Source organism: Saccharomonospora sp. NB11 (assembly GCF_015910535.1).
Taxonomy (GTDB): Bacteria; Actinomycetota; Actinomycetes; order Mycobacteriales; family Pseudonocardiaceae; genus Saccharomonospora.
This window is the reverse complement of the sequence record NZ_JACBJG010000013.1, coordinates 98196-124618: the sequence shown is the minus strand read 5'-3', so window position 1 is coordinate 124618 and position 26423 is coordinate 98196. Positions and strand designations below refer to the sequence as shown.

24 protein-coding genes are annotated in these 26423 nt (G+C 69.8%); 16 read left to right on the top strand and 8 right to left on the bottom strand.

Annotation, left to right across the window (positions count from 1 at the left end; translation table 11 throughout):
• The first annotated feature begins 82 nt into the window (after window positions 1-82).
• Entirely contained in the window at window positions 83-952 is an 870-nt protein-coding gene (mmuM, locus tag JAV51_RS18165) for a homocysteine S-methyltransferase (RefSeq protein ID WP_197321970.1), read from the top strand.
• A gap of 12 nt (window positions 953-964) precedes the next feature.
• Here the strand turns inward: mmuM and JAV51_RS18160 are convergent, their stop codons facing one another.
• Genes JAV51_RS18160 through JAV51_RS18140 form a run of 5 tightly spaced genes read right to left on the bottom strand, consistent with a single transcriptional unit; the run spans window position 965 to window position 5943 of the window.
• Window positions 965-1984 (bottom strand): GNAT family N-acetyltransferase, encoded by a 1020-nt coding sequence (locus JAV51_RS18160; RefSeq protein ID WP_197321946.1) that lies wholly within the window; start codon window positions 1982-1984, stop codon window positions 965-967.
• Window positions 1981-2985: a GNAT family N-acetyltransferase gene (locus JAV51_RS18155; protein ID WP_197321945.1), complete on the bottom strand. Its 1005-nt coding sequence runs from the start codon at window positions 2983-2985 to the stop codon at window positions 1981-1983. Before JAV51_RS18155 ends, JAV51_RS18160 begins: the two co-directional genes overlap by 4 nt.
• Complete coding sequence (locus tag JAV51_RS18150; RefSeq protein ID WP_197321944.1) at window positions 2982-4103, bottom strand: hypothetical protein; 1122 nt, start codon at window positions 4101-4103, stop codon at window positions 2982-2984. Before JAV51_RS18150 ends, JAV51_RS18155 begins: the two co-directional genes overlap by 4 nt.
• A gap of 5 nt (window positions 4104-4108) precedes the next feature.
• A complete protein-coding gene (locus tag JAV51_RS18145) occupies window positions 4109-5161 on the bottom strand; it encodes a hypothetical protein (RefSeq protein WP_197321943.1) in 1053 nt (350 codons plus the stop codon).
• On the bottom strand, window positions 5158-5943 hold the full coding sequence (locus tag JAV51_RS18140; protein WP_197321942.1) for a hypothetical protein: 786 nt from the start codon (window positions 5941-5943) through the stop codon (window positions 5158-5160). Before JAV51_RS18140 ends, JAV51_RS18145 begins: the two co-directional genes overlap by 4 nt.
• Window positions 5944-6200: 257 nt before the next feature.
• Between JAV51_RS18140 and JAV51_RS18135 the strand changes: the two genes are divergently transcribed.
• From JAV51_RS18135 to JAV51_RS18090, 10 genes are all read left to right on the top strand, one after another.
• A complete protein-coding gene (locus JAV51_RS18135; RefSeq protein WP_197321969.1) occupies window positions 6201-7187 on the top strand; it encodes a glycosyltransferase family 2 protein in 987 nt (328 codons plus the stop codon).
• Window positions 7184-8425 carry an ATP-grasp domain-containing protein gene (locus JAV51_RS18130; protein ID WP_197321941.1) on the top strand — a complete coding sequence of 414 codons (1242 nt, stop codon included), beginning with the start codon at window positions 7184-7186 and terminating at the stop codon, window positions 8423-8425. The genes JAV51_RS18135 and JAV51_RS18130 overlap by 4 nt, the downstream gene beginning before the upstream one ends.
• 8 nt (window positions 8426-8433) lie before the next feature.
• Window positions 8434-9774, top strand: coding sequence for a hypothetical protein (locus tag JAV51_RS18125; RefSeq protein ID WP_231642609.1), 1341 nt, complete (start codon window positions 8434-8436; stop codon window positions 9772-9774).
• Between the two features lie 21 nt (window positions 9775-9795).
• Window positions 9796-11613, top strand: a complete 1818-nt coding sequence (locus JAV51_RS18120) for a carbamoyltransferase C-terminal domain-containing protein (RefSeq protein ID WP_197321968.1) — start codon at window positions 9796-9798, stop codon at window positions 11611-11613.
• Window positions 11610-12329 carry a hypothetical protein gene (locus JAV51_RS18115; protein WP_197321940.1) on the top strand — a complete coding sequence of 240 codons (720 nt, stop codon included), beginning with the start codon at window positions 11610-11612 and terminating at the stop codon, window positions 12327-12329. The genes JAV51_RS18120 and JAV51_RS18115 overlap by 4 nt, the downstream gene beginning before the upstream one ends.
• A 224-nt stretch (window positions 12330-12553) precedes the next feature.
• The gene (idi, locus tag JAV51_RS18110) at window positions 12554-13177 is read left to right on the top strand and encodes an isopentenyl-diphosphate Delta-isomerase (RefSeq protein WP_197321939.1); all 624 of its coding nucleotides are present in this window, start codon (window positions 12554-12556) and stop codon (window positions 13175-13177) included.
• 191 nt (window positions 13178-13368) lie between these two features.
• A complete protein-coding gene (locus JAV51_RS18105) occupies window positions 13369-15891 on the top strand; it encodes a nitrate- and nitrite sensing domain-containing protein (RefSeq protein WP_197321938.1) in 2523 nt (840 codons plus the stop codon).
• Between the two features lie 20 nt (window positions 15892-15911).
• Entirely contained in the window at window positions 15912-16328 is a 417-nt protein-coding gene (locus JAV51_RS18100; protein WP_197321937.1) for a roadblock/LC7 domain-containing protein, read from the top strand.
• A 1-nt stretch (window position 16329) separates the two neighbouring features.
• Window positions 16330-16695 (top strand): DUF742 domain-containing protein, encoded by a 366-nt coding sequence (locus JAV51_RS18095; protein WP_197321936.1) that lies wholly within the window; start codon window positions 16330-16332, stop codon window positions 16693-16695.
• Window positions 16676-17290 carry an ATP/GTP-binding protein gene (locus JAV51_RS18090; protein ID WP_197321935.1) on the top strand — a complete coding sequence of 205 codons (615 nt, stop codon included), beginning with the start codon at window positions 16676-16678 and terminating at the stop codon, window positions 17288-17290. The genes JAV51_RS18095 and JAV51_RS18090 overlap by 20 nt, the downstream gene beginning before the upstream one ends.
• 67 nt (window positions 17291-17357) lie before the next feature.
• On the opposite strand, the gene JAV51_RS18085 is transcribed toward JAV51_RS18090, so the two are convergent.
• Together JAV51_RS18085 and JAV51_RS18080 are read right to left on the bottom strand one after the other, a co-directional pair.
• On the bottom strand, window positions 17358-18740 hold the full coding sequence (locus tag JAV51_RS18085) for a tryptophanase (RefSeq protein ID WP_197321934.1): 1383 nt from the start codon (window positions 18738-18740) through the stop codon (window positions 17358-17360).
• Between the two features lie 42 nt (window positions 18741-18782).
• A complete protein-coding gene (locus tag JAV51_RS18080; protein ID WP_197321933.1) occupies window positions 18783-19898 on the bottom strand; it encodes a tryptophan dimethylallyltransferase family protein in 1116 nt (371 codons plus the stop codon).
• Window positions 19899-20155: 257 nt separating this feature from the next.
• Here JAV51_RS18080 and JAV51_RS18075 point away from each other — a divergent pair, with 257 nt between their 5' ends.
• The 3 genes from JAV51_RS18075 (at window position 20156) to JAV51_RS18065 (ending at window position 23246) form a co-directional block, all read left to right on the top strand.
• Window positions 20156-21316, top strand: a complete 1161-nt coding sequence (locus tag JAV51_RS18075) for an epoxide hydrolase family protein (RefSeq protein WP_197321932.1) — start codon at window positions 20156-20158, stop codon at window positions 21314-21316.
• A complete protein-coding gene (locus JAV51_RS18070) occupies window positions 21313-22407 on the top strand; it encodes a winged helix DNA-binding domain-containing protein (protein ID WP_197321931.1) in 1095 nt (364 codons plus the stop codon). The genes JAV51_RS18075 and JAV51_RS18070 overlap by 4 nt, the downstream gene beginning before the upstream one ends.
• A gap of 191 nt (window positions 22408-22598) precedes the next feature.
• The gene (locus JAV51_RS18065; RefSeq protein WP_197321930.1) at window positions 22599-23246 is read left to right on the top strand and encodes a hypothetical protein; all 648 of its coding nucleotides are present in this window, start codon (window positions 22599-22601) and stop codon (window positions 23244-23246) included.
• Between the two features lie 77 nt (window positions 23247-23323).
• Here JAV51_RS18065 and JAV51_RS18060 read toward each other — a convergent pair whose 3' ends face one another.
• The gene (locus JAV51_RS18060; protein WP_197321929.1) at window positions 23324-24037 is read right to left on the bottom strand and encodes a TetR/AcrR family transcriptional regulator; all 714 of its coding nucleotides are present in this window, start codon (window positions 24035-24037) and stop codon (window positions 23324-23326) included.
• A 181-nt stretch (window positions 24038-24218) separates the two neighbouring features.
• Here JAV51_RS18060 and JAV51_RS18055 point away from each other — a divergent pair, with 181 nt between their 5' ends.
• Together JAV51_RS18055 and JAV51_RS18050 are read left to right on the top strand one after the other, a co-directional pair.
• On the top strand, window positions 24219-25640 hold the full coding sequence (locus JAV51_RS18055) for an MFS transporter (protein ID WP_307845924.1): 1422 nt from the start codon (window positions 24219-24221) through the stop codon (window positions 25638-25640).
• A 77-nt stretch (window positions 25641-25717) separates the two neighbouring features.
• Window positions 25718-26404 (top strand): TetR/AcrR family transcriptional regulator, encoded by a 687-nt coding sequence (locus tag JAV51_RS18050; RefSeq protein ID WP_197321928.1) that lies wholly within the window; start codon window positions 25718-25720, stop codon window positions 26402-26404.
• Window positions 26405-26423: the final 19 nt, after the last annotated feature.

Here is a 26423-nt window from a genome sequence, read left to right as displayed (position 1 = left end):
ACACGCGTGCGCAGCTGGCGGACACGCCGGTTGGGGTTGCGCTCCTACAGTGGGCGGCGTGGGACTGTTCGACGGTGGGCTCATGGTGAGCGACGGGGGGCTCGCCACCGAGTTGGAGGCGCGGGGGCACGACCTCTCCGACGAGCTGTGGTCGGCGCGGCTGCTGCTCGACGCTCCCGAGGGGATCGTCGCCGCGCATCGGGCCTTCTTCGACGCCGGTGCCGTCGTCGCGACCACCGCCAGCTACCAGGCTTCCTTCGAGGGACTCGCCGCGCGCGGCCTCGACCACGACGCCACGCGCCGACTGCTGCACCGGAGCGTGGCACTCGCCCGTCAGGCCCGGGACGAGGCCGCCACGACCGACGGCGCGACCGTGCCCCGGTTCGTGGCCGCCTCGGTCGGCCCCTATGGCGCCGCACTCGCCGACGGCTCGGAGTACCGCGGCCGTTACGGACTCGACGTCACACGGCTGCGCGACTGGCACCTCCCCCGACTCGACGCCCTGGTCGAGGCCGAGCCCGACGTGCTCGCGGTCGAGACCGTGCCCGACGTGGTGGAGGCCGAGGCACTCGTCGAGGCGCTGACCGGCGTCGGCGTGCCCGTGTGGCTGTCCTTCACGGTGGCCGGAGGACGCACCCGCGCCGGACAGCCGTTGGCGGAGGCGTTCGCCGTGGCCGCCGACTCCCCCGACGTCACCGCCGTCGGCGTCAACTGCTGTGCGCCCGACGAGGTCTCCCCCGCCATCGCATGTGCCAAGGCCGTCACGGACAAGCCCGTCGTCGTGTACCCGAACAGCGGCGAAGGCTGGGACGCCCGGCGGCATGCCTGGACCGGACCGGCACGGTTCGACCCGACCCTCGCGCGCCGCTGGTCGGCCGAGGGGGCCCAGGTCATCGGCGGCTGCTGTCGGGTGCGACCGGCGGACATCGCCGCGCTCGCCGGTGCGCTCTGACGCGCCGGGGCGTCAGATCAGCGGCACGGCGGCGGCGTACTGGGCAATCAGCTCAGCGCCGCACGACTTCTTGACCTCGGACATCTTCTTGCCGAGCACCACGCCACGGCGCCCCTCGGCGACCGACCACCGCACCAGTTCGCCGAACACGTGGAAGTACAGATTCGCCCTGCCACCCCGCTCCACGGGCACGGTGGAGAACGACCGCCACAACGGCCACTGTGGATGGTCGAACACCGTGGCGGCGGCCAGCAGCCGACCGCTTCGAGTGTCGCGAAAGGACAAGACTCGGTAGTCCGGCTGCGCCACCAAACGCCGCAGGTAACCGACGAACTGCGGCAGCGGCACGATCGGCACGTCGCGGTGCTTGACCTCGTTCACGCGCAGCAGCTCAGCGAGTTCCACGACGTCGACCGCGTCACCGATCAGCCATTCCACCGCCAGGTGCTCGTCGCCGTCGATGCCCCGGTAGAGCTTGCGCAACTGCGACCGGCGTTTGCCGCCGAGCGAGCCGAGCCAGTCGTCCCGTCCCGAGAACGGCTCCGTGCAGAGGCGGGCGATCGGTTCGGTCTCACGCACGAGCCGCAAGCGGCCCCGCACCCGGGCGGCGCCCTCCTCCGAGAGCTGCCTGATCAGGGTCGCTTTCAATCCCGTGCCGAGCAGCTTGCGCATCGTCGGGAAGTACTCCGACAGCAGCTCCTCACAGCCGTCGGCGTGCGCGTCGGCGAACCACCAGGCGGGAAAGGCGCTGTTGCCGGGAGCCCGGACGTCGAGGCCACCGATCCGCCCGCCCCGACGCGAGGTCGCGAACCGATGCCGACGCGTGGGTGGTCCGATCCACGCGGCGGTGACCATCCCGCGCGGGCGGCCCCGGTCGAGCAGCACCGTGACGTACCACGGGGTTCGCGCACACCACGCCTGCTGTCGCAACACGTCCCACGCCCAGTCGGCGCGCAGACCCGCCTCGGCCCGCAACGCCGCCCAATACGGCGGTTCGGCGTCGAACCGCGGATCCAGGACCTCGACACTCATCCGGCCACCGGCCTCGGGACGGCGGCGATCCACCGACGTTGCGGTGTGAAGCCCAGCGAACTCTTCAACTCCAGCATTCCCCTGCCCGCCGAGAATCGCTTGCGGTGAGTGCCGACCACATGGCCGATCAGCCGCGCGTAGGAGTCGAAGTAGAGGTGCGCCCGGCCACCCTCGTCGCGGTGCAGCCCCGCCCAGTGTTGGTACACGGGCAGCTCCGGGTGGTCGAGCAGGTCGGCGAACGCGAGCAGTCTGCCTCGGCAGTCGTGGTAGGTGAGCGTCAGCACGTCGTCCCGACGCACCAGTTCGTGCAGGTAGTCGCCCGACACGGGACCTCGGCTGTCGAAGCGGGGCTTGCCGAGCCGAGCACGGTGCCGGTTCACCAGGTCGGCGAGCTCGGAGCCGTCGAGATCGTCACGCGCCGGGCCGAACCGCACGACCAGGTCGGGGTCACGCTCCACCTTGCGCCGCTGACCGCGCACGCTGTGCCGACGGCTGCGGGCCAGCGACGAGTTCCAGTCGTCCACGGTGGAGAAGGTGTTGTCGAGCACCGCGACACCGACGCTCTCCCGCGTCAGTCGACCGAAGCCCGACACCAGCGGCAGGTCCTCGCCGGAGAGGTATCGGTAGAGCAGTCCGGCACACAACGGACCGGCGAACCGGCACAGCGCGCGCTCCATCCGGCGCAGCAACCGCTGCCGGATCGGCCGGTCGACGTCGTCGGCGAACAACCAGCCGGGCACACCGGACAACCAGGGGTTGTGCACCTCCAGCAGCCGCGCGCCCAGCGGCAGGCGCACGACGGAGGCCGCCATCACCCCGGCGAGCCTGCCGCCGACGGTCGCCACCGCGAGCATCGTCGGGAACGGCGCGTGCTGCGACTCGCGGCCCAGCAGCCCGTAGTCCCAGGGTGGATGTCCTCCCGCGGCGAGCCGGAACGCCGACCACTCGGCGGGCTCCGGATCACGACGTGGGTCGAGGATTTCGATGCCCGAGCGACTCACCGGCCCATCACCGGCCTCGGGACGGCGATCGACGTGAGCGTTCGCGTGGTGAAGCCGAACCCGGTCTTGAGGTCGAGCAGTGTCCGCCCGGCCGTCAGTTCCGGCCGCTGGTGTTCGACGAGATGCCGCACGCACTGGGCGTAGACGTCGGCGTACAGGCGGGGCCGTCCGCCGTCGGCCACGGGCAGTGCCGCGTAGTACGGCAGCGCGACCCCACGCTTGTCGTCCAACAGCAGGGAGAAGGCGACGAGCCTGCCCGTGCCGTCGCGGTAGGTCCGCGTCACGACGTTCGGCTTGCGGACGAAGGCGTCCAGGTACGCCGTGGGGATGGGGCTGCGGGTGTCGAGGTGCAGTCCGGCGATGCGCGCCCGCTGCCCCGACTCCCACGCCTTGGCGTCCTGGCGGGCGCGATGGCGGTTGAGCAGGCCCGCGAGTTCGGCGGCGTCGAGGTCGGTACGGCCCGCGCCCACCATGACGTCGAGCGTCGACGCGGTCTCGGCGGCCTCCGCGACCAGCGCCCGCATCGGGGGTCGCAGCGAGGTGAGCCAGTCGTCGACCGATTCCCAGCGGTTCACCAGCACGGTCGTCGGGTCGATCTCCCGCACCGCCCGGCCCGGCCCGGCGGCGGCGTCGGCGACCTCGACCGGCATCGCCCGGTACACGACCCCGAGCAGGCCGATCCCGACGTGCGCGGCGAGTGCCCGTTCGAACGACCGCAGCAGCTCCCGACGCTGCGCGTCGTCGACCCGCTCGACGAACACGGCCGCCGAGTGGCCGGAGAACCACGGGAGGTAGACCTCCGCCCAGCCCGGCGAGAGGCCACGGCGTCGTGGCGGACCGAACTCGCTGCCCCGCCACGGAGTGCACACCATCGCCAGACAGGCGCCGAGCACGCTGCCCGCCTTGCTCACCACACCGAGGACGGTGGGATTGCGGGACAGCCACGACTCCAGGCGAAGCTGCTCGTAGTCCCACATCGGCTGCCACGCGGTCGTCTTGCGGAATCTGCTCCACCCGGTGGGTTCGGGATCGGTGCGCGGATCGACGATGCGCACCTCGACCCCGGAGGGCGGCGGCGTGGTCCGAGACCGCGCCAACAGCGACGTCACCGGTTTCATCACGTTCACCTGCCCAGCACCGGCCGCGGCACCGCGACCCCGTAGACGGGCCGCGGGACGAATCCGAGGGAGCGCTTCACCTCGTGGGGACTGCGGCCCGCCGACACCTCCGGAATGCCTCGCGCGATCACGTGTCGCACGGCGCGGAGGTAGCTGTCGAAGAGCAGGTCCCGCAGACCACCGTCCGCCGGTGACCGGGCCGCCCAGTGTTGCTTGACGAGTCCGTGCGGATGCTCCAGCCAGGTGTTGAGCGCCAACAATCTGCCCTCACTGTCGTGGTAGGTCAACGTGTGCACGTCGGTGCGGCGGACGAAGTCGTGGAAGTAGGAGCCGGGCAGCGCGCTGCGGCTGTCGAGCACCGACACGCCCCGCTCGGTGCGGTGTCGCTCGACGAGGGTCGCGACCTCGTGACCGCACACGTCGTCGCGGGCCGGGCCCACCGTCACCCGCAGTCGACCGGCCTCGACGTGCTCGTCGACGTTGCGCAGGGCCCGCCGCAGACTCTTGCGCCGCGCCTTCGACAGGGAGCTCATCCACTCGTCGGCGTCGCGGAAGTCGACGGGCAGAACCGAGACCGTGTCCACCTGCCGCACCAGCCTGGCTCGCCCCCGCAGGACACCGGCGGTGCGTTCGTCGACGGCACGGTAGAGCACCCCGGCCAGCAACGGGCCGACTCGGCGGACCAGCGCCCGTTCGACGGTCCGGACCGCTGCCGCGCGTGCGTCGTCGTCCAGCTCGTCGGCGAAGACCACTCCGGGAAAGCCCGACAACCACGGCTGGGACACCTCCACCCACTGCGGCAGCAGCGAACGAGATCCCGGTGGGGGCGCGAACCGGGGACGCAGCGGGGGACGACAGACCAACACCGACACGCCGGCGACGATGCGCGAACCGTGTCGCACCACGAGCAGCAACGGCGGGTTGCGGGCCGGCCATGCCTCCAACGTCAGCAGCGCGTAGTCCCACACGGCGGGCAGGCCGCGGCGGAGCCGGAACTCCGTCCAGCCGTGGGGCTCCGGCTCACTTCGTGGATCGGCGATCTCGACCGAGAAGGTCACAGCGACACAACCGGGGTTCCGTGCCGGGGGCAGGTCTCCACGGCCGCATGCACGCCACCGGCCACGAGTACGTCCACCAGCACGGGCGAACGCTGGGTCAGCAGCGTGACGGCCAACCCGCCCTTCGTGCGCCGGGCGTAGACGTGGCGGAAGTCGAGGTGCCATCGACCGCACTCGCCGAGGGCTCCGAGGTAGCCCAGCAGCGGGTCGTGCAACACCCCGTAGGGACCGGTGTCCAGTTCGGACAGTGTGCGGCGGGGAAGGCGATCGAGCCTGCGCGCCAGCGACTCCGGCAGGGCCGAGGCCAACCGCGCCAGCTCCTTGTCACCGCCGACGGCGACCACCTGCGAGCCCCGGTGCAGAGCGTTGGTCACCTCCACCGACACGGCGGAGTCGGCGTCGCCGAGGAGATCCGGGTTCACCACGCAGCCGCGCACCCCGCGGGGCAGGTCGGAAGGCGGTGCGGACGCGGCGTCGTCGACGACCACGACCAACGCGCCCGTCCGCAGGTCGCGTGCGCGGGGCAGCACGTGTCCCAGGCCCCGGGTCGGGTCCAGCCGAGTCGAACCGCCGCTCAACGGCACCAGGTCGACGACCGTGCGTCGCAGCACCTCCGGCTCCGTGGCACCGTCGACTGACCCGGTCCGTCCCGGTACGAGGGTGGGCTCGGTGCGGCCGTCGAGAGCCCAACGTTCGCGGTAGAACGGCACGGTGTCGAAGGCCGACCGCACGACCCGGCGGTACGCCCGGCGCCACAGCACTGCGGCACTGCGAGTCAACATGGCGACGGAGTGTGCCACCGCATTGGTCGGATTTTCGGTTCCGACGACGGAAATGCGCCGAACAGCTCATCTGAGCAAAGAACGGTCGTGGGCTGAACGGCGCAACTTCCCCCGAATCCCTAGGCAGCGGCCGGGGGGCAGAGCCTATAAACAGCCATCCTCGGCAACGCCTGCGGCGCTCACCCTCGCACCGCACAAACCAGGTGGAGTCCCTCGTGCTTCGTCGCTCTACGAACACTCTCGGCTACTCCCATGCGCTGCGAACGGCGCACTCGTCCGACACCGACTACCCCGATATCACCGGCCTCACCGTCGTCATTCCCTGCTACAACGAGGTGGACAACCTCGAACACTCGTACGCCGAGATCGTCTCCGAACTCGGCGATCTCGATCTCGAACTGCTCTACGTCGATGACGGGAGCACCGACGGCAGCCTCGACGTCATCCGACGACTCGCCGAATCCGACAGCCGCGTCCAGTACGTGTCGTTCACCAGGAACTTCGGGTTCGAAGCGGCGTTCTCGGCCGGATACCGCTACGCCAGCAAACCCTGGCTCCTCCACGTCGACGCCGACCAACAGTTCCCCGCCGCCGAGGCACACAAGCTCATCGCCGCGGCCAAGGCCGGGTACGACGCGGTGTTCGGCGTGCGGACCAACCGTCAGGACCCCGTCCTGCGACGCTGGGGCACCGCCGCGTTCCACTTCATCGGCCGCAAGCTGCTGCGCATCGAACTGCCGCAGGGCGCGACGGCGTTCCGGCTCGTGCGCACCGAGCTGGCCAGGCGCATCGTCGACCTCGAACTGGGCACGCCGTACTTCCTCGCGACCGTCCCCCGGCTGACGAGCCGCTACACCACCGTGCCGGTCGCCCACCGCGCCCGAGCCCGCGGCAAGTCCAAAGTGGGCATGAGCTTTCTGTCGTCCCACGCCATCGAGCTGTTCGTCGGCTTCAGCCGACGGTTGAGCACCGCGGCCTCGGTGTCGTGCGTCGTGGCGGGTGGCGCCGGGCTGATGACCGCACTCGCGGGCGCCACCGGACTGCTCAGCGGTGAAGCGCTGGACACCGCCGTCCTGCTGCTGCTCACCGTGTCGCTCGCGGCGTCGGCTCTCGCCGTGCGGTCGCTCGTCGTCGTCGGCGCAGGACAACCACGGCCCCGGCAGTTCTACGTCCGGGAGGCGAGCATCCCCGTCTCCGCCGCCGACCGCCTCTTCAACCCGACCCCGAGCTTGGAATCCACATGAGACGAACACTCGTCGTGCTCGGCGGCGCCGACGGTTCCGTCGGCGTCTACCTCCGCGCACGCGAACTGGGCTACCACACCATCTGCGTCGACGTCAGACCCAACGCGCCCGGCGCGGCGGTGGCCGACGAGTACCTGCAGCTATCGGTGCGGGCCCCCGAACGGATCGACGCCGCCCTCGGCGACCGCACCGACATCGCGGGCGTCATCTGCCCGGCCAGCGACGTCGGGCTGCCCACCCAAGCCTGGCTGGAGCGCCGATGGAACCTGCCGTCCCCGCTGCCGGAGAAGGCCGTCGCCGCGTCGGTGGACAAGCCGGTGTTCCGCGAGGCGTGCGCACGAGCGGGTGTGCCGACCTACGCCAGCGCCACCGGCTCGTCACTGGCGGAGCTGCTGGACGCTGCCCGGGACATGCGGTTCCCCGCGCTGGTGAAGCCGGTGGACTCCTCCGGCAGCCGGGGCGTCGTGTCGTGCGCCAACCCGGGCAAGCTGGCGTCGGCCGTCGCGGAGTCGCTGGAGTTCTCGTCCTGCGGACGCGTCGTCGTGGAGGAACACCTCGACGGCAAACACCTGACGATCGAGGCGCTCGTCGTCGACGGCGAGATCGCCTTCCACGCGGTCACAGCCCGCACCATCACACCGCCACCGCTGTTCGTCACGACGGCGCACGAGATGCCGGTCGAGCTGCCCGCCGCGACCGCCGAGGCGTTGCCCGGCATGCTCGCCGCGGTCGCCGCGGAACTGGACTACCGCAACGGCCCGCTCACCTTCGACGCCGTGCTGCAACGCGACGACGAGCTGTACCTCATCGAGGTCGGCGCGCGCATGGGCGGCAACGGCATCGCCGAGGTCGTGGAGCACTGCCACGGCGTGGACCTCATGGCCGCCACCATGTCGCTCGCCGTCGGTGACGCGCCCGTCGTGGACCCCACGCCCGGCACGCCCGCTCTCGTGCACATCCTGGCCTCCGACCGCGCCGGGGTGCTCGCCGAGATCGAGGGTCTCGCCGAGGTCAAGGCCATGCCCGAGGTGAAGGACCTGCACCTGTTCGTCACCCCGGGTTCCCTCGTGCGCCCGTACGAACAGGCGGGGTACAAGCTCGGCTACGTCGTCATCTCGGCGGAGTCGAGGACAGCGCTGCGGGCCGTCGAGAACGCCGTGCGCGGGACGCTCAAGTTCCGACTCGACGCCGCGAACCCCAGCCAGGAGACGGCCGACTTGGCGGTACCCCAGCCTTGACCGACTCCATGGCGACGCCCCTGCGCCCGCTGATGATGCTGCGCCTGCTCGCGGGTCGCGGTGTCTTCCGCATCGGGACGCAGGCCATGGCCGTGGCTCTGCTGACGGCATGGGGCACGGCCACCTACGGCGACTACGCCAACGCCTGGGGAACGTGCTCCTGGCTGCTGTTCCTGCCGACCGCCGCGGAGAAGGCGGCACTGAAGATCCTGCCGAGGACCCGGCTCACCACCGCCGCCGTGGCGGGACTGACGCTGCGCATCGCGGCGGTGCCGGTGTTGGTGCTCGTCGCCGCGCTGGTGACGGCGCTGCTGGTGCTGCCCGGCTCGTCGCTGGTGACGCTGTACTTGCTCGCGGGCACCTGGTCGGCGAGCACGGGAATGCTGATGACCGTCGCGGGCCTGCACCGGTTGCGCGGGCGTCCCTCGCTCGACGCGACCGCGTTCACGATCGTCGCCGCGATCGTCGCGGCCACCACCACGGTGACCCTGGTCGTCGGCCTGTCGCCCACCACGCACCTGCTCGTCCTCGTGAATGGTGTCGCCGTGGTCATCGCCGGCACGCTCGCGGTGCTGCCGAGGGAGTGGGTGCGCGCGCCGCTGCCCAGTCGCCGACGGCTCACCCACGCGTTCGCCAGGAGCACGGTGCTGCTCGGCATCACCGAGCTGCTCGACGCCATCACCATCTCGTCGCTGTTCATCGTGTTCGCGATCAGCGGGCGCGTCGTGGACAGCGGTCCCTTCCACCTCACCCTGCTCGCCGCCGGGGTGCTGTGCTCGATCGCGCTGTACCAGTTGAAGCTCAAGCAGCCCGAGACGTCGATGAACCTGCGCGGCACGGAGGGCGCGACCGGTCGGCTGCGGGCGGCTCGGCTGTTGCGCGCCACCGAGTTCGCGGGGCTCGCGTTCGGACTCGCCCTCGGGGCGGCCCTGCTCGTGCCCGCCACGCGAGAGACGGTGCTCGCCGGGTCGGAGGTGCCGCCGAGCGGCGTCGGCTACGTGGTACTCGCCGTGCTGGTCGTGGTGGAGATCGCCATGTCGATCGCCCTCATCTACGGCGGCTACCTCGTCGAGAACACCGACAGCCAGGTGCTGTCCCTCACCGCCACGGCCGCCGCGTTGCGGCTGGTCGCCACCGTGGTGAGCGCGTTCGCGCTCGTGCCCTCGCTGGGCGCGGTCGGCGGGTTCAGCGCCATCGTCCTCGGCCTGACCGCCGAAGCGGCGTCGCTGCGTCGACTGCTGCGCCGTGCTCACCCCGAGTCCGAGCACCACCGCACCCTTGCCCGTTCCCACCCCGGCCGGTCCGGCCGGAATCCCACGTCGTCGGGATCGATCCCCGGAAGTCAGTAGCGAGACAAGTTGGAGCTGCCCATGTACGTCCTCGGCATCAGCAGGGTGCACGATTCCGCCGCCGCCCTCGTTCGTGATGGCGAGATCATCGCCTTCGCCGAGGAGGAACGGTTCACGCGCTTGAAGCACGACGGCCGCCTGCCCGCGAAGGCCATCGAGTTCTGCCTGCGCCAGGCCGGTATCACCCTCGGCGACGTCGACCACGTGGCCTACTACTGGACCCGGTGGGCCGAACCGATCCACGCGGCGAAGGTGTTCGCCCGCTACTTCCCGAAGACGCTGGAAGTCTTCCGCAACGAGAACGGCGACGACGGCGGGAAGGCGGCCGGGCTGCTCGACACCTTCCGCACTGGCGGCGGCAAGGGGGTGGACGACTACCACGTCGGCGGTGCCGTGCTCGCACACGTGAAGCGCTCCTTCACCCTCGAACGGGACGTCAAGGAGGCCGTCGGCTACACGGGCCCCACGAAGTTCAAGGTGCACCTCATCGACCACCACCGGTCGCACGCGGGCAGCGCTTACTACATCTGCCCGTGGGATGAGGCGGCCGTGCTCACCCTCGACGGCATCGGCAGCGACGGCACCAGCACCCTGCTCGCCCACGGTCGCGGCAACCGCATCCACGACCTGCGGCGCATCAAGTTCCCGCACTCCCTCGGTGCGATGTACGCGGCGGTGACCGGGTACCTCGGCTTCTACCCGACGCGCGACGAGGGCAAGGTCATGGGGCTCGCGCCGTTCGGCAAGGACACCTACGTCGAGGCGTTCCGTGACCTCGTCCACCTCGACCCCGACGGCGGGTTCGAGCTGAACCTGAGCTGGTTCCGTCACCACACCACCGGCAAGCACCAGCTCTCGAAGAAGTTCACCGACACGTTCGGGCCCGCCCGCCCCCGCACCCGCGTGACGGCCGAGAACCCGATCCCCCAGCACTACCAGGACATCGCCTACGCGCTCCAGGTGACGTTGGAGGAGGCGGGCCTGCACCTGGCGCGCTGGCTGCAGCGCCAGACCGGCTCCAAGCGCCTGGCGATGGCGGGCGGTGTGGCGCTCAACAGCGTCATGAACGGGCGCATCCTGCTGGAGACCCCGTTCGAGGAGTTCTTCGCCCAGCCCGCCGCCGCCGACGACGGCTGCGCCCTCGGTGCTGCGCTGGAGGTGAGCGTCGGCAAGCACAACCTGCCCCGCCCTCGCACCGGGTTCACCTACACGGGTCCCGAATTCACCGAGGCCGAGATAGAGCTCGCCCTGCAGGACGCCGGTGTGGAGTACCAGCGCATCGACGACATCGCCAAGCACACGGCGCAGAAGCTCGCCGACGGGCTCATCGTGGGCTGGGTGCAGGGGCGCATGGAGTGCGGTCCGCGTGCCCTGGGCAACCGCTCGCTGCTGGCCGACCCGCGGGACCCGGAGTCGAAGACCCGGATGAACGAGAAGGTGAAGCACCGCGAGGCCTTCCGTCCGTTCGCGCCCTCGTGCCTCGCCGAACGGGCGGGCGAGTACTTCGCCAGCGACTACCCGTCCCCGGTGATGCTGCTGGTCTTCGACGTCCTCGAACACCAGCGCGAGAAGGTTCCCGCCATCACCCACGTCGACGGCACCGCCCGCGTGCAGACCGTCAGCGAGAACGACAACCCGTTGTACTACCGCCTCATCAAGCACTTCGAGGAGATCACCGGGGTGCCTATGGTGGTCAACACGTCGTTCAACGACAACGACGAGCCGATCGTGGCGACTCCCGAGGACGCCATCCGCTGCTTCCTCAAGACCGACGTCGACGCGCTGGCCCTCGGTCCGTTCTGGACCCAGAAGCCGCACCTGGAGGACGAGACCGCATGACGACGACCGCACCGACCCCGCCCGCGACCTCGGAGACCGGCGGCGCGCTGATCCGGGCGCTCTACCGGCACCGCGGCTGGCTGTGGCTGGTCTTCGCGGTCCCGGCGGCCGTGCTCGCCCTGCTCATCATGGTGGTGCTGCCGCCGGACCAGACGCTGGACAACGTCGGCGAGTGGCTGTTCAAGATCAGTCCGTTCCTCTTCGCCGTGCCCGCGGTCGCCCTGTTCCCGAAGGTCAAGGCCGGGCCCGCGTTGCTCGCGCTGGCCGTGATCGCCTACATGAGCTACATCGACACCGAGATGGTGTTGCGCATCCAGGAGTACGGCCGCACGGTCGACACCGATCCGGGTGCGTTCGAGCCCGTGTACCAGTTCGAACTGTTCATCGTCACGTTCATCGTGCTGTTCGCGCTGCTGGCGTACCGCCTCGGCGGGGCCCGCACGACGACCGTGCTGAAGACCGGGATCGCGAGCATCCTGCTCGTCATCGCCGGGATCAACGACCTGACCTTCTGGGCACTGAACGAGGTCTGGTCGGCGGGCAGCCGCCCCGACGCCCTCGCGTGGGCGTCGCACATCGTCGTCTTCGTGGGCGGCCCGCCGAGCGTGGTCACCGCCGTGGTGTTCATGCTCGTCCACGTGGCCCTGGCCGTGGCGGTGCTGCTGCTGCCGCTGGGCAGGTGGGTCGACCGCGCGCTGGGCCTGCCGACGAAGTAGGGAAACCGCTGCTGACAGCGTCGAGACCCGTTCGGACACCCACCGACGCGTGTCCGAACGGGTCTCGACGCATAGAGCCGCCCTCGACCGGGAACACGCGACTGGCGGAGCCCGACAACTTGCCCACCCGCTCCAAACATGATCAACTCTGGAGTCGACGTTCGAAGCGCGGGGAGGGCTTCGACGGTGTGACGTAAGGGTGGACGAAGGGTGGTAGCACCGCAATGACCTCAACACTCGATCCCGACGTCGAGTACGTCGTCCTGTGCGGCTCTCGGCACGAGCGGATCGGATACGCACCGAAGGCCGAGGTCCATCACCTGTCCACCCCGCTTCACCTGGCGTTCTCGTGCTACCTGTTCGACCAGGAGGGCAACTTCCTCGTCACGTGGCGGGCCAAGCACAAGAAGACGTTCCCCGGGGTGCGCACCAACACGTGCTGCGGGCACCCCGGTCCCGACGAGATCATTCCCGACGCCATCGAGCGACGGCTCACCGACGAACTCGGCATCACCGTCGACCGCATCGAGCTGGTGCTGCCCGAGTTCCGGTACGAGGCCACCATGCCCGACGGCGTGCGCGAGAACGAGGTGTGTCCCGTCTACCGCGCCACGGTCACCCGGCGACCGGTGCCCGCCCCGAACCCGGACGAGGTCCACGACACGGTGTGGATGCCGTGGTCGGACTTCGTCGCCGAGGTGGAGGCCGACCGCACCAGCGTGTCGCCGTGGTGTGCGCTGCAGGTCGAGCAGCTCCGGGCTCTCGGCCCCGACCCGCTGGCCTGGCCGGTCGCTGACGACTCCCGTCTTCCGGACGCCGCGCGGGAGCCGCTGGAGGGGCGTCGCTGAGCTGCTTCGACGCGGCCAGAGGGGGGCCGACGCACGGCCACCGACCGCATACGCCATGATCACCCCTCGACAAGGCACTAACGGGTGACTGGTGGCAAGGGCGCGAATATGGCACTGTGCGCCCGGTCTCGGTGAAGAAGTCCGCATGCGCGGGTGCCCGGCAGCGGTTCAACAGGTCGTCGTGGAGCGTCGTGAACAACGAAGACAAGCCAACGCAGGACAAACCAGACCAAGGACACCACAAGTCGATCCGGAAGCGGCTGACCGGCACCGTCCTGGTGCCGAGTATCGCGTTGCTGCTGCTGTGGATCGGCATGTCCACGTACTTCGTCATCGACGCGTTCTATCTGCGCGCGGTGGCGTCGAGTGTGCAGCAGGTGTCGATTCCGGCCGTGACCTCGCTGAGTGCGTTGCAGCAGGAACGCCAGATGTCGCTGGTCTACCTGGAGAAGCCTGAGACCGGGCTGGTCGAGCTGCAGCAGCAACAGCAGCGCATCGACGACTCCCTCGGTGCCCTGCGGCAGGCCATGGAGGAAATCGGGGACGACCTGCCCCCGGAGATCTCCGGGCGCATGCGGGACCTGGAGTCCAGCCTCGACCAGCTTCCCGACATCCGCTCGCAGATCAACCTGCTCAGCATCGGGACCAGCGAGGTCAACGACTACTACAACGAGCTGATCGACACCGCCACCGGGCTGTTCGACGCCCAGGCGCGTGTCGTCCCGGACGTCGCGGCCTCCCAGAACGGTCTGATGGCGACCGAGCTGTTCCGGGTGTCGGACCAGATGTCGCGGGCCGCCTCGCTCGCGTCGAGTGCCTTCGCCAACGGCAGCCTCACCGCGACGCAGCACCGGTCGCTGTCCGAACTGGTCGGTGCCTACCGGTCGGGCCTCAGCGAGAGCGCCCCGAACACGCTGCCCGACGTGCGCGCCTTCCACGACGAGCTCGTCGAAAGCGACGACTGGCGGCGGCTGCAGCGCATCGAGAACGAGCTGATCGCGAGCGGCCCCGGCCCGATGGACGTGAACAGCTTCTCGCTCTCGGGCGCCGAGCTGCGCGACATCTCCAGCCGCGTCGCCAACGAACTCGCCTCGCTCACCATCACGCAGGCCGACCAGACCTCGGCGAAGGCTCTGGAGGACTCCGGCCAGAACCTCACCAACGTGCTGCTCGGTAGCGCGTTGACCCTCATCGCCGCCATCGCGTCGATCGTGGTCGCCGTCCGCGTGTCGCGGACCCTGGTCGACCGGACCCTGATGACGCGCCTCGAACGCCTCCGCAACGACTCCCTGGAGCTCGCGCGGACCAGGCTGCCCAACATCGTGCAGCGGCTGAAGGACGGCGAGGCGGTGGACGTCAACGCCGAGATGCCGCGACTGGACCACGGCCGCGACGAGATCGGGCAGGTGGCCGAGGCGTTCAACATCGCGCAGCTCACCGCCGTCAACGCGGCGGTCAGCGAGGCGAAGGCCCGCAGCGGTGTGAACAACGTGTTCCTCGGTATCGCCCACCGCAACCAGGGCCTCGTGCACCGCCAGCTCCAGATCCTCGACCGGATGGAGAGCCGCGAGGAGAACCCGGCTCAGTTGAAGAGCCTCTTCCAGCTCGACAACCTCGCGACCCGAGCCCGCCGCACCACCGAGAACCTCATCATCCTCGGTGGCAAGCAGCCCGGACGTCGCTGGCGCAAGCCGGTCATGCTGATGGACGTCCTGCGTGCCGCGATCTCCGAGACCGAGCACTTCTCGCGAGTCGAGGTCGAGCCCATCCCCGAGGTGGCCCTCGTGGGTTCCGCGGTCGCCGACGCCATTCACCTCGTCGCCGAGCTGGTGGACAACGCGACGACGTTCTCGCCCCCGGGATCGCCCGTCTACATGACGGGGACGAAGGTGGCGCGTGGCGTCGTCGTCGACATCGCCGACCAGGGCCTCGGGATGAAGGACGACGTCCGCGAGTGGGCGAACTCGATGATGTCGGAGCCGCCCGAGTTCGACGCCATGGCCATGAAGGCCGACGCGAGCCTCGGTCTGTTCGTGGTGGCGCGCCTGGCGCACCGCCTCGGTGCGCAAGTCACGTTCGACTCGTCGCGCTACGGCGGCACTCGCGCCACGATCCTGCTGCCCACCGACATCCTGGCCAGCGACGAGCAGACCGCCGACATCGACTCGGGCTTCCACGCCACCCCGGCCATGGAACCGGAGATCGAGGTGCACAGCCCGGCAGTCACGACTCCGGCGCAGCAGTCGCCGCAGTCGCAGCAGCAGACCCAGCAGAACACGCCTCAGGCGGCTCCGGTCACGGCACCGGTTCAGCAGCCGCCGACGCCGACACCGCGGAACGCGCAGCCTGCCACGCGCAACGGCTACGCACCCGCTCTGTCACCCCGGTCAGCGTCGACCGAGGCGGCCCCGGCGAGGCCCCGCGACGCCTACTCGTCGCCCTCGCCTCAGGACAGGCCCGGACATCACGCGGGGACGACCGACTCCGCTGCACCGGGCAACGGCTTGCCGCAGCGGAAGAGGCAACGCGCACCGTTGCCGCAGCGGCGACCACAAGAGAACCTCGTGGAACAGCTGCGTGACGATCCCGAGTCCGAGCAGCGAGACATCGAACGCTTTGCGGGCCGGACGCGGAGCACGCTGTCGGCATTCCGCAAGGGCACTCTCAGGGGACGTGACGCCGACGACGCGTCCCAATCGACCGATGCCAACTGATAGGGGAAGCGGATTCATCGATGAATGAGAACGGCAATTCCATGTTGGATCTCAACTGGCTGCTGGACGACATGGTGGACCGCGTGGTCGGAGCACAACACGCCGTCGTGTTGTCGGCTGACGGCCTGCTGATGGGCAAGTCCAACTCGCTGTCCAAGGACGACTCCGACCAGCTCTCCGCCATGGCTTCCAGCCTGCAGAGTCTCGCGAAGGGCGTCAGCCGCCACTTCCACCGCGGCCCCGTGCTCCAGACCCTCATCGAGATGACCGAGGGTTATCTGTTCGTCTCCGCGGCCGGTGCCGGCGCGTGCCTCGCCGTGCTCGCGGAGGACGCCGTCGACGTCGAGATGATCGCCTACGAGATGAACCGGCTGGTGAAGCGCGTCGGGGACTACATGACCGCGGCGCCGCGGAACCCGGCCGCGTCGGGGACGTGAGATGAACGATCAGTGGTACGACGAGGCGGCCGGCCCACTCGTGCGGCCGTACGCCATCACCAGGGGCCGAATACCGGCGTCGGACATCACCCTGGACGTCGCCACGCAGGTGATGGCGCTGTCCGGGACGAAGCGGACCGGCATGGGCCTCACCCCGGAACACACGGCGATCCTCGATCTCTGCGTCCGGCCGCTGTCGGTCGCCGAGATCGCAGCGCACGTGAAGGTGCCGATCGCGGTCGTGAAGGTCCTGTGCGGTGACCTCATCGAACGAGGTGAAGTGATCGTCCGCTCTCCGTCCCAGACGTTGCAAGCCCCGGATCGTCAACTACTTCAGGCGGTGCTCGATGGCCTCTCCAAGCTCTGAAGACAGCACGGCGACAGCCGTGGTCCCCACTCCGGTCAAGATCATCGTGGCCGGTGGTTTCGGTGCCGGCAAGACCACGATGGTCGGCTCGGTCAGCGAGATCCCGCCCCTGTCCACCGAGGAGGTGATGACGGCCGCCAGCGACGGTGTCGACGACATCACGGGCGTCGAGCAGAAGAAGACCACCACCGTCGCCCTGGACTTCGGCCGCATCACCATCTCGCCCCACACCGTGCTGTACCTGTTCGGCACACCCGGCCAGGAGCGCTTCTGGTACATGTGGGACGAGCTCGCGCGGGGCGCGATCGGCACGGTCGTGCTCGTGGACACCCGTCGGCTCGACAGCAGCTTCTCGGCCATCGACTTCTTCGAACGCCGCAACATCCCGTTCATCGTGGCGGTGAACTGCTTCGACGGCTCGGACGAGTACACCGAGGACGAGATTAGGTCGGCGTTGGCCATCTCCCCCGGCGTGCCGATCCTGTTCTGCGACGCCCGCCAGCGGGAGTCCAGCAAGCTCGCGTTGATCCGCCTCGTGCGTTACGCGATGAGCAGGCTCCCGACCGAACCGCAGTTGGCTCCCTCCGGCGCCTGAGGACGACACACGAAGGGCCACCTCCCGGACGTTCCGGGGAGGTGGCCCTCGCTTTTGGACTGCGCTGTCAGTTCCCCGCCGGGATCTGCGCGAGCTTCAGGTTGAAGTGACGCAGCAGCGGCGGCGCGTCGACGATCCGGTACGACGCCACGCGGTGCGGGTTCTTCGCGATGTCGGCCAGCACGTCGGCGACGTACTCCAGGTGCGCCATCGTGTACGTGCGCCGCGGGATCGCCAGCCGCACCAGCTCGAACGGCGCGGGGTTCACGAGGTTGTGATTCTCGTCGAAGCTGCCCAGGTAGAGCGAGCCGAGCTCGGCGGCCCGGATCCCGCCCGCGAGGTACAGCTCCGACGCCAGCGCGTGCCCGGGGTAGCCGTACGCCGGGATGTGGGACAGCAGGCGTCCCGCGTTGAGGTAGAGGGCATGCATGCCGGCCGGCTGCACGATGTCCACCCCGGCCTGGTTGATCAGCTCGGCGAAGCGGGCGGCGTCGGCCTCCCTCGACCGCAGGTAGTTCGGGTCGAGCACCTCGTAGAGGCCCTGCGCGACCCGCTCCAGGTCGTGTGCCGCCATACCGCCGTACGTGCGGAAGCCCTCCGTGGCGATGAGGTTGGCCTCGCACCGCTTGGCGAGCTCCGGGTTCCGGATGCCGAGCAGCGCGCCCATCGGGGCGATGCCGTCCTTTTTGAGGCTTGCGACGCAACCGTCGGCCAGCGCGAAGGTCTGGCGCGCGATCTCCCGGGGGCTGAGGTGACCGTAGCCCGGCTCGCGACGCGCGACGAGCCAGGAGTTCTCCGCGAACCGCGCGGCGTCGAGGAAGAAGGGGACACCGTAGCGGTCGCACAGCGCACGCACCGCGCGCAGGTTCGCCATCGACACCGGCTGACCGCCACCACCGTTGTTCGTGATGGTGATCAGCACCTGTCCGACCCGGCTGCCGTCGGGTCCGCGAAGGGTCTGCTCCAACGCGTCGAGATCGATGTTGCCCTTGAAGGGCTCGCGACTGTCCAAATTGCCGAATTCCGGGCACGGCAGGTCGCGCGCCTCGGCACCCACCAGTTCGACGTTGGCCCGGGTGGTGTCGAAGTGGGTGTTGCTCAGCGAGATCTGGCCCGGCTTGAGCACGGTCGAGAAGAGCACCCGCTCGGCAGCCCGCCCCTGGTGCACGGGGTAGGCGAAGGGGTACGAGGTCAGCTCGTCCACGGCCCGACGGAACCGGTAGAACGCGTCCGATCCCGCGTACGCCCGGTCCGCCTGCGCCGCGCCCGCCTCCTGCGCGGCCGAGACCGCGCCGGTGCCCGAGTCGGTCAGCAGGTCGATGGTGACCATGCTGGAGGGCAGGTTGAACGGGTTGTACGCGGCCCGGGCCAGCGCTTCCTCACGCTGCTGCCGAGTCGTGATGGGGATTTCTTTGACGACCTGGATTCGATAGGGAGGGAACGGCCTCAAGGCTCCTACTTTCGAAGGACGCTGATGATCGCTGTCGGTGCTTCAGACTCCCACGGAGCCCGACGCTGCCGAGGCACCGACCCGAGGTGGCAGCACCTCGTAGCCCTCCGACGACAGGTAGATCGTCGTTCCGGTCCCGAACTGCCCCAACCGCAGCGACACGTGGGCGAGCAGGCCACGACCGGCGTCGAGCGGCCGGTCGGTGAGAGCGGCGATCGCCCTGTCCAGCCCGGCGGGATCGCTGCCCCGGGCGGCCAGGTACGCGCGCACCCGCTCCCGCGCTTCGGCGTCGTCGGTGACGTAGTCGCGGATCGGCAGGTAGAGGCTGTAGTTGCCGGGGCGCTTCGGCTCGGAGTCGACGAAGGAGTAGCTCGACACCAGCGGTCGACCGCCGTAGATCTCGGTGTCGCCGCCCAGCACCCGGCAGAAGTCGCGGATCACCTCGCCGTCGAGTCCGTCGACGGCTTGCGACGCACGGACCGCCTCCTCGACCGTGGCGGAGTAGTGCGAGATGTAGAGCTTGACGCGCGACGTGGGGCTGTCGTCGAGGTCCACGGCGAAGAAGGTGAACCGGTCGTCGTCGCCCCGGTGGATCGAATGCTCGGTGGCGGCGTCGTAGGCGTCGTCCATGCCGAGCCGACGGAATCCCTCGGCGACGAGTTCCCGCCCGCGGTCCTCACCGCGAACGTCCGGGTTGAAGTAGACCTTCACCTTCGGTTTCGCGGAGGGCCGGAAAATGAGCGAGTACCAGAACGAGAACTTGCCCTGCGGGTCCTCGGGAAGAAAGAGGTCCTGGACGGCGTCGAAGCGCTCCGTGGGGATATCGAGACGTCGCGCCGTGGAGTCCAGGAAGCGCCGCGCGGCATTCATGTTGGCGGCCATTCCCGGTTGGTCGGCGATCACCTCGCCCAAAACGCGGACGGCGTTCTCGCCCGTGTCGTCCAGTGCCACGGAGAACTCGACGGGCGTGGCGTCGTCGGCCACGTCGGACGGCCACAGTGGCCCTTCGGAGAGCCGACGGTCGCCTCCGGCACCGAGAAGCTCACGGAGCAGCTCGACCGGGCTGTCGTCGGAAGGCGGAAAACCGGCTTCGTGGCACAGGTTCCGCAACTGCCTACTGGTGTGTTCGAAAAGCGTGGGATCGTTGATGTCGTTCACGCTCGCTCCGACGGGCTCGCGTACAAGAGTGCTTCACTCCCACAGACGTCGTGGTCACAAACGTGATCAAGATACGTCCGTTTCACACCCCGAGATACCCCTTTATGAGTGATCTTGACAACCGGGATGATCACGCTCCGGCGTCGTCGACCGCGTGTCCAGGGCACACGTTCCCCTGCCGTGAACCACGTCACGAGTCCACACCGACCGGTCGAATGCGGCCGGGTCCTGACCGCTTTGCTCCATAGCGTCCGGGCATGACCGATGACGACATCCGACCGTTCCGTGTGCACGTTCCCCAGGAGCAGCTCGACGACCTCGCCACCCGGCTCGCCGCAACCCGGTGGCCGAGCGAGCTGCCGGGGGTCGGCTGGACTCGCGGGGTACCCGTCGACTACCTGCGCGACCTGGCCGAGTACTGGCGCACCGGATACGACTGGCGGCGACACGAGGCCGCGCTCAACGACCTGCCCCAGTTCGTCACGACAGTGGAGAACCAACTGATCCACTTTCTGCACATCCGCTCGTCCGAACCGGACGCGACGCCGCTGCTGTTGCTGCACGGCTGGCCCGGCAACGTCACCGACTTCCTGCGCGTGATCGACCCACTCGTGAACCCGACCGCACACGGCGGCACGGCGTCCGACGCGTGCCACGTGGTCGTGCCGTCGCTTCCCGGCTTCGGGTTCTCGACTCCGCTCGCGGGACCGGGCGTCGACGCGACGCGAATGGCGGAGCTGCTGGACACCGTCATGCACCGACTCGGCCACCACCGCTACGCCGTCCACGGCTACGACACGGGTTCCTGGGTGGCGCTGGCCCTCGGCCGCGTCCGACCCGAGTCCGTTCGCGCCGTGCACGTCAGCGCCATGCTCAGCTTCCCGACCGGAGCCGACGGCGAGTTCGACGCTCTCGACGAGCGTGACCTCGCCCGGTGGGATCGGATGCAGCACCACAACGACGCCTACCTCCAGTGCAACGCCAAGCGACCTCAGACAGTCGCGTATGGACTGACGGACTCGCCCGTGGGGCAACTGGCCTGGATCGTGGAGAAGTTCAAGGAGCTGACCCACCCGGAGGTCGCCCTGCCCGAGCAGTGCGTGGACCGTGACCACCTGCTCACCGACGTGAGCCTCTACTGGTTCACCGGCACTGCGGCCTCGGCCGCGCAGGTGTACTACGAGGAGATGTCGGCCGTGGACTGGGCGCAGGCGCCCGACGACGCAGCTCCCGCACGGAGCACGGTGCCCACCGGTGTGCTCCTGTCCGCCCACGACGTGACCGTGCGCGCGTGGGCCGAGCGGGACCACCCGATCGTCCGGTGGACCGAACTCGACACCGGGGGACACTTCCTGGCCATGGAGGAGCCGGACGCGCTGGTGCAGGACGTGCGACAGTTCCTCGCGGACGTGCCGTGAGGCTCTCCGCACGCCGCCTCGGCCGAGCCCTCCTCGCGCGCCAACTCCTGACGAGGCGCGAGTCGCTGTCGGTCGTCGACGCCGTCGAGCGCGTCCTCGGGCTGAACGCCCAGAACCCGAATCCGCCGTACCTCGCGCTGTGGAATCGGGTCGAAGGCTTCACCAAGGAGCACCTCACGCGCGCCGTCGAGGACGGAACGGTCGTGCGGTCGACGTCGCTGCGAGGCACACAGCACCTGCTGTCGGTGGCCGACTTCCGGTTGGTGCGCCCGCTCGTGGCACCGCTGTTGCGCCGCGTGCAGCGCAACGCCTTCGGACGCCGGACCGCCGAGGTCGACCTCGACGCACTCGTCGCCGAAGCCCGTCGGTTCCTGGCCGACGGGCGCGTGTCGACCCGGCCCGAGCTGGGTCGGCTGCTCGCCGAGCGGTGGCCGTCCGTGGAGCCGGGTGTGCTCGCCACGTCGGTGCAGTACCTGCTGCCGGTGGTGCATCCGGCTCCGAGCGGTACCTGGAACGTCCACGGCGCCACGCCGTTCGCCTCGGCCGAGCCGCTCGGCGTCCCCGCCATACCCACGGCCGAGGAAGCCCGCAGACTCGTGGTGCGATACCTGCACGCCTTCGGCCCGGCCTCGGTGGCCGACGCGCGGACGTGGTCGGGGATCGGCGGGCTGGCGGAAGCGTTCGAGGACCTACGGCCGGAGTTGGTCCGGCACACCGACGAGCACGGCCGTGAGGTGTTCGACGTCGAGGGCGCGCCGCTTCCCGACGTCGACATCGAATGTCCAGTTCGGCTGCTGCCGGAGTTCGACGCGACGTTGCTCGCCCACGCCGACCGCACGCGGATCATGAGCGAGGACGTGCGCCGTCGCGTCTGTCGGGGCGCGGCCGTGGCCGCGACGGTCCTGCTCGACGGCACCGTGGCCGCGAGTTGGACGACGACCGCGACCCGAAAGCTCGCCACCCTCACGGTCCGTCCCTTTCGGACGATCGACCCGGCGCGACGCTCGGCCGTGGAGGCCGAGGCGTACCGGTTGCTGGACTTCACCGATCCGGACGCCGAACACCGGGTCGAGTGGGCGCCGGACGACTGAGCACGCCGTATTCGGTCGGGCACCTTCGGCTACTGATCGACTCCCTCGGTCACCGGCCTGTAGCAGGGCGTTCGTATCGGCGACCCGGGAACTTGGTCTGGATCACACATCTCGCCGGAACGGGTCGAGATGGCCCCCCGCAGAGTCCGAACCGGGACATCTCGCTCGCGTTCGAACGGAAGTGAACCACTGTGCAGAAGCGACGCATCGCCCTGACCGCCGTCACCGCCACCACCCTCGCGTTCGGCCTGGCGGCCTGTGGCGGCGACGAGGACGGCTCGACCGACACCGACACGATGCCCACCTCCGCCTCCTCGTCGGTGGCCGAGTCGCCCGAGTCGTCGGCCGCCGAGGAACCCGCCGACGACACCGGTGCCGCTCCGGGCGAGATCACGCCTCCCGGCACCGAACTGAAGGTCGGCGAGACCGCCACCGTCCCGTACACCTACGGCAAGGACAAGAGCGGCACCATCGCCATCACCGTCACCGACATCGAGAAGGGTGACCCCGCCGACCTGGCCCAGTTCGGCGACCGCGCCGAGGGCCTCGTGCCCTACTACATCAAGTTCACCGTGGAGAACGTCGAGGGCACCGACCTCGCCTACAGCTCGTTGCGCCTGCGCGCACAGACCGCCGACGGCCGCGGCACGGGCGTCGTCATCAGCGGCAAGATCGAGGGCAAGTGCGAGAGCGAAAGCGCTGACCGCGACTTCACCACCGCGGGCGCCACGTACGAGTCCTGCTCGCTCCAGGCCTCGCGCGACGGCGTCGACGTCGTGGCTGCCGAGTTCGACGACTCGGACGACTACTCCGACGACCCCATCGTCTGGACCAAGTGAGCTGATGTCGGCCGCTCGGTGAACCGGCGGCCTCGTCCGGCGGATGCGCGCGTCGCGTCCGCCGGACGTTTCGCGCGCTACGCGCTCTCCCACTCCTGCGGTCGTCCCGCCCTGGCCAGTAGTCCGTCGACGAAGGCCCGCAACCCCGCACCGTAGGTGTCCTGCGACGCAAGCGTCGCCCACTTCCCTCCCAGCGCGGCGAGCTGCGGCAGCGACTCGGCGTCGATGCCCCCGAAGAAGTCCGCGCGCTCGGCGTCCGCCCGCGCGGCCTGCTCGCCGTCGCCCACCGATCCACGGGCCGAGTGCGCCCGGACGAGGATCTCCCCGACCGTGTAGTACCAGAGGCTGCGGAAGACGTGCACCGCCTGTTCGGGCGTGCAGCCCGCGGCGACCGCCCCGCCGACGATCGCCTCCACCAGTCGGAGCGCGGGCTCCCCGAGCCGGGCGATGAAACCGTCCGCGGTGAGCACCTCCGCCGCCCACGGCCAGGCTGCCAGCGCGTCGTGGATGACCGTGGCCGCCACGACGATGCGCTCCCGCGGGTCCTCCGGCAGCTCGGGCTGCGAGATCTGATCCGCGTACTCCCGGATGAGCAGGAGCAGCAGATCCTCCTTGCCCCGCACGTGGTGGTACAGCGTCGTGGCTCCGATACCCAGTTCGGCGGCGAGCTGGCGGATGGTCAGGCTCTCCCAGCCGTTGCGGTCGATGAGCCGTCGGGCCGCGGCCAGGATCTGCGCACGCGAGGTCAGCGGCGGCCGACCGGTCCGCCCGGATTCGTTGCGTCGGGGCATCACTCCATCATGCCTCGCTCCCGCCGACCGGCAGCGTCACCGACTGCCGCCGTCCCCATCGCGGTCGACAGTCGGCCGCGCCCGGTGCTACTTTTGGAACGCGTTCGAAAAGGTGTCCGTAGCAAGGTAGAAGGACTGGATAGCGGTGACACAGACGGAGTCAGCAGGTGGTCGGTCGGCTGTGACACGGGGCGCGAGCCCCGGTCTCACCCTCGCCGCAGTCGCGGTCGTGCAGTTCATGGTGTCCGTGGACCTCACGGTGGTGAACGTCGGTCTCCCGGAGATCGACCGCGCCCTCGGCTTCAGTGACGTGGGCCTGACCTGGGTGATCCATGCCTACGCCCTCACTTTCGGTGGGCTGCTCCTCCTCGGCGGCAAGCTCGCCGACCGGTACGGCCACAAGCGGGTCCTGCTGACCGGACTCGCCGTCTTCGCGCTCGCCTCCCTGCTCGGCGGGTTCTCGCAGGTCCCCGGACACCTGGTGGCCGCGCGGGCCGTCCAGGGCATCGGTGCCGCGGCACTCGCCCCGGCCGCGCTCGCGCTGCTCACGGCCACCTTCCCCAGCGGCAAGGCCCGGGTGAAGGCGTTCGGTGTGTGGAGCGCGATGAACGCCGCGGGCGGTGCGCTCGGCGTGCTGATCGGCGGCGCGCTCACCGAGTACGCCGGCTGGCAGTGGGTGATGTTCGTGATGGTGCCGATGGCCGCCTGCGCGCTGGCGCTGGCCATGCGTGGCGTCGCACCCGACCCGGCGCCCACCCGCCGGGGCCGTCCCGACGTCCTCGGGGCCGTGCTGGCCACCGCGGGCATGACGTTGCTCGTGTTCGGCATCGTGCGCACCGAGCAGTACGCGTGGACGTCGGCGACCACGATCGTCACGCTGGCGGTGGCCGTCGTGCTGCTGGCCGTGTTCCTCGCCGTCGAGCGCACCACCAACCGCGACCCGCTGGTGCGGCTCGGGCTGTTCGCCAACCGCTCCGTCGCCGGAGCCAACGCCTTCAACCTGCTGCTCGGCGCGGCGATGGCCTCGGCCTTCTACTTCGTGTCGCTCTATCTGCAGCGAGTCCTGGACAGCGGCCCGGCCTTGACCGGTCTCCAGTGCCTGCCGTTCGCGATCGGCGTGGTCGTCGGCTCCGTCGTCGCGATCAAGCTCGGCTACAAGGTTCCCCGGCGGACCCTGCTCGTCGCCGGTGGTCTGCTGACGGCGGTCGGGTTCGCGTGGTTCGGCCTGCTCAGCGCCGACGGCTCGTTCGCGGCCGACGTGCTCGGCCCGTCGATCGTGACGAGCCTCGGGTTCGGTCTGTGCCTCGGCCCGGTCGTCTCGACCGCCACCGTGGGCGTCGCGCCGCACGAGACGGGCACCGCCTCCGGCCTGCTCAACAGCACTCGTCAGATCGGTGCCTCGCTCGGGCTGGCCGCACTCGGCACCGCCGCCTACCAGCACACGGACGGGCAGACCACGCCCCAGGCGCTCGCCGACGGCTACGGGTTGGGCATGACGATCTGCGCCGTGCTCCTGGTCGCCGCGGCTGTCATCGCGTTCACCGTGCTGCCTCGCACCAACGAGGCGGAGCCGGAGAAGGACGCGGTCGCGAGCGCCGACTGACGTCTCGCTCATCGACTCGGGCCGCTGCCGGAAACCCTGCCCGGCAGCGGCCCGACCCGTTCGGGGAGGATGGCAGGATGCCTGCTGAGGTACCTCGCAGTCGGGGTGTCGGTCGGCCCCCGCGCCTGTCGCTCGACGCGATCGTGGCCGCCGCCGACCGCATCCTCCGCACCGACGGCCCGGAGAAGTTGTCGATGCGACGCCTGGCCACCGAACTCGGCAGCACGCCCATGGCGCTGTACCACCACGTGCGGGACAAGGACGAGTTGCTGCTGCTGGTGATGGAGACCCACGCCCGGCGGATGACCCGGCCCGACTTCCCCGACGACCCACGCGAACGCCTCGTGGCCGCGGCGATCCTGCTCCACGAACTGCTGTCCGAACATCTGTGGATCGTCGACGTCCTGACCGGCGACGACCTGATCGGCCCTTCAGCGCTGTGGATCGTCGAGGAGATGATCGACGCCGCCGTCGAGGCCGGCTGCACCCTCGACGAGGCGTTCCACGTCTACCGCGCGATCTGGTACTACATCGTCGGCGACCTCATCATCCGCCTGAACCGCACCCGGCGCCGCGCCCGCTCCACCACGCCGGTGCACCAGAACGAGGTCGTCGCGAACCTGACCGCGGGCACCCATCCCCGATTGGCGGCACTCGCCGACCGCTGGGAAGACCTGAACGCCCGCGACACACACCGGTGGGGGCTGCGCGCCGTCGTGGCCGGGTTGTTGCAGTCCGAGACCGTGCCCGACGCCCTCCGCTGACGCCGGGCACGGCGGCCTG

What these genes read in the sequence shown, in the direction of transcription:
- mmuM (WP_197321970.1), top strand. Translation starts at nt 83, where the DNA reads ATGGTGAGCGACGGGGGGCTCGCCACCGAGTTGGAGGCGCGGGGGCAC.
- JAV51_RS18160 (WP_197321946.1), bottom strand. Translation starts at nt 1,984, where the DNA reads ATGAGTGTCGAGGTCCTGGATCCGCGGTTCGACGCCGAACCGCCGTAT.
- JAV51_RS18150 (WP_197321944.1), bottom strand. Translation starts at nt 4,103, where the DNA reads ATGAAACCGGTGACGTCGCTGTTGGCGCGGTCTCGGACCACGCCGCCG.
- JAV51_RS18140 (WP_197321942.1), bottom strand. Translation starts at nt 5,943, where the DNA reads ATGTTGACTCGCAGTGCCGCAGTGCTGTGGCGCCGGGCGTACCGCCGG.
- JAV51_RS18130 (WP_197321941.1), top strand. Translation starts at nt 7,184, where the DNA reads ATGAGACGAACACTCGTCGTGCTCGGCGGCGCCGACGGTTCCGTCGGC.
- JAV51_RS18125 (WP_231642609.1), top strand. Translation starts at nt 8,434, where the DNA reads ATGGCGACGCCCCTGCGCCCGCTGATGATGCTGCGCCTGCTCGCGGGT.
- JAV51_RS18120 (WP_197321968.1), top strand. Translation starts at nt 9,796, where the DNA reads ATGTACGTCCTCGGCATCAGCAGGGTGCACGATTCCGCCGCCGCCCTC.
- JAV51_RS18115 (WP_197321940.1), top strand. Translation starts at nt 11,610, where the DNA reads ATGACGACGACCGCACCGACCCCGCCCGCGACCTCGGAGACCGGCGGC.
- idi (WP_197321939.1), top strand. Translation starts at nt 12,554, where the DNA reads ATGACCTCAACACTCGATCCCGACGTCGAGTACGTCGTCCTGTGCGGC.
- JAV51_RS18100 (WP_197321937.1), top strand. Translation starts at nt 15,912, where the DNA reads ATGAATGAGAACGGCAATTCCATGTTGGATCTCAACTGGCTGCTGGAC.
- JAV51_RS18095 (WP_197321936.1), top strand. Translation starts at nt 16,330, where the DNA reads ATGAACGATCAGTGGTACGACGAGGCGGCCGGCCCACTCGTGCGGCCG.
- JAV51_RS18090 (WP_197321935.1), top strand. Translation starts at nt 16,676, where the DNA reads ATGGCCTCTCCAAGCTCTGAAGACAGCACGGCGACAGCCGTGGTCCCC.
- JAV51_RS18075 (WP_197321932.1), top strand. Translation starts at nt 20,156, where the DNA reads ATGACCGATGACGACATCCGACCGTTCCGTGTGCACGTTCCCCAGGAG.
- JAV51_RS18060 (WP_197321929.1), bottom strand. Translation starts at nt 24,037, where the DNA reads ATGCCCCGACGCAACGAATCCGGGCGGACCGGTCGGCCGCCGCTGACC.
- JAV51_RS18050 (WP_197321928.1), top strand. Translation starts at nt 25,718, where the DNA reads ATGCCTGCTGAGGTACCTCGCAGTCGGGGTGTCGGTCGGCCCCCGCGC.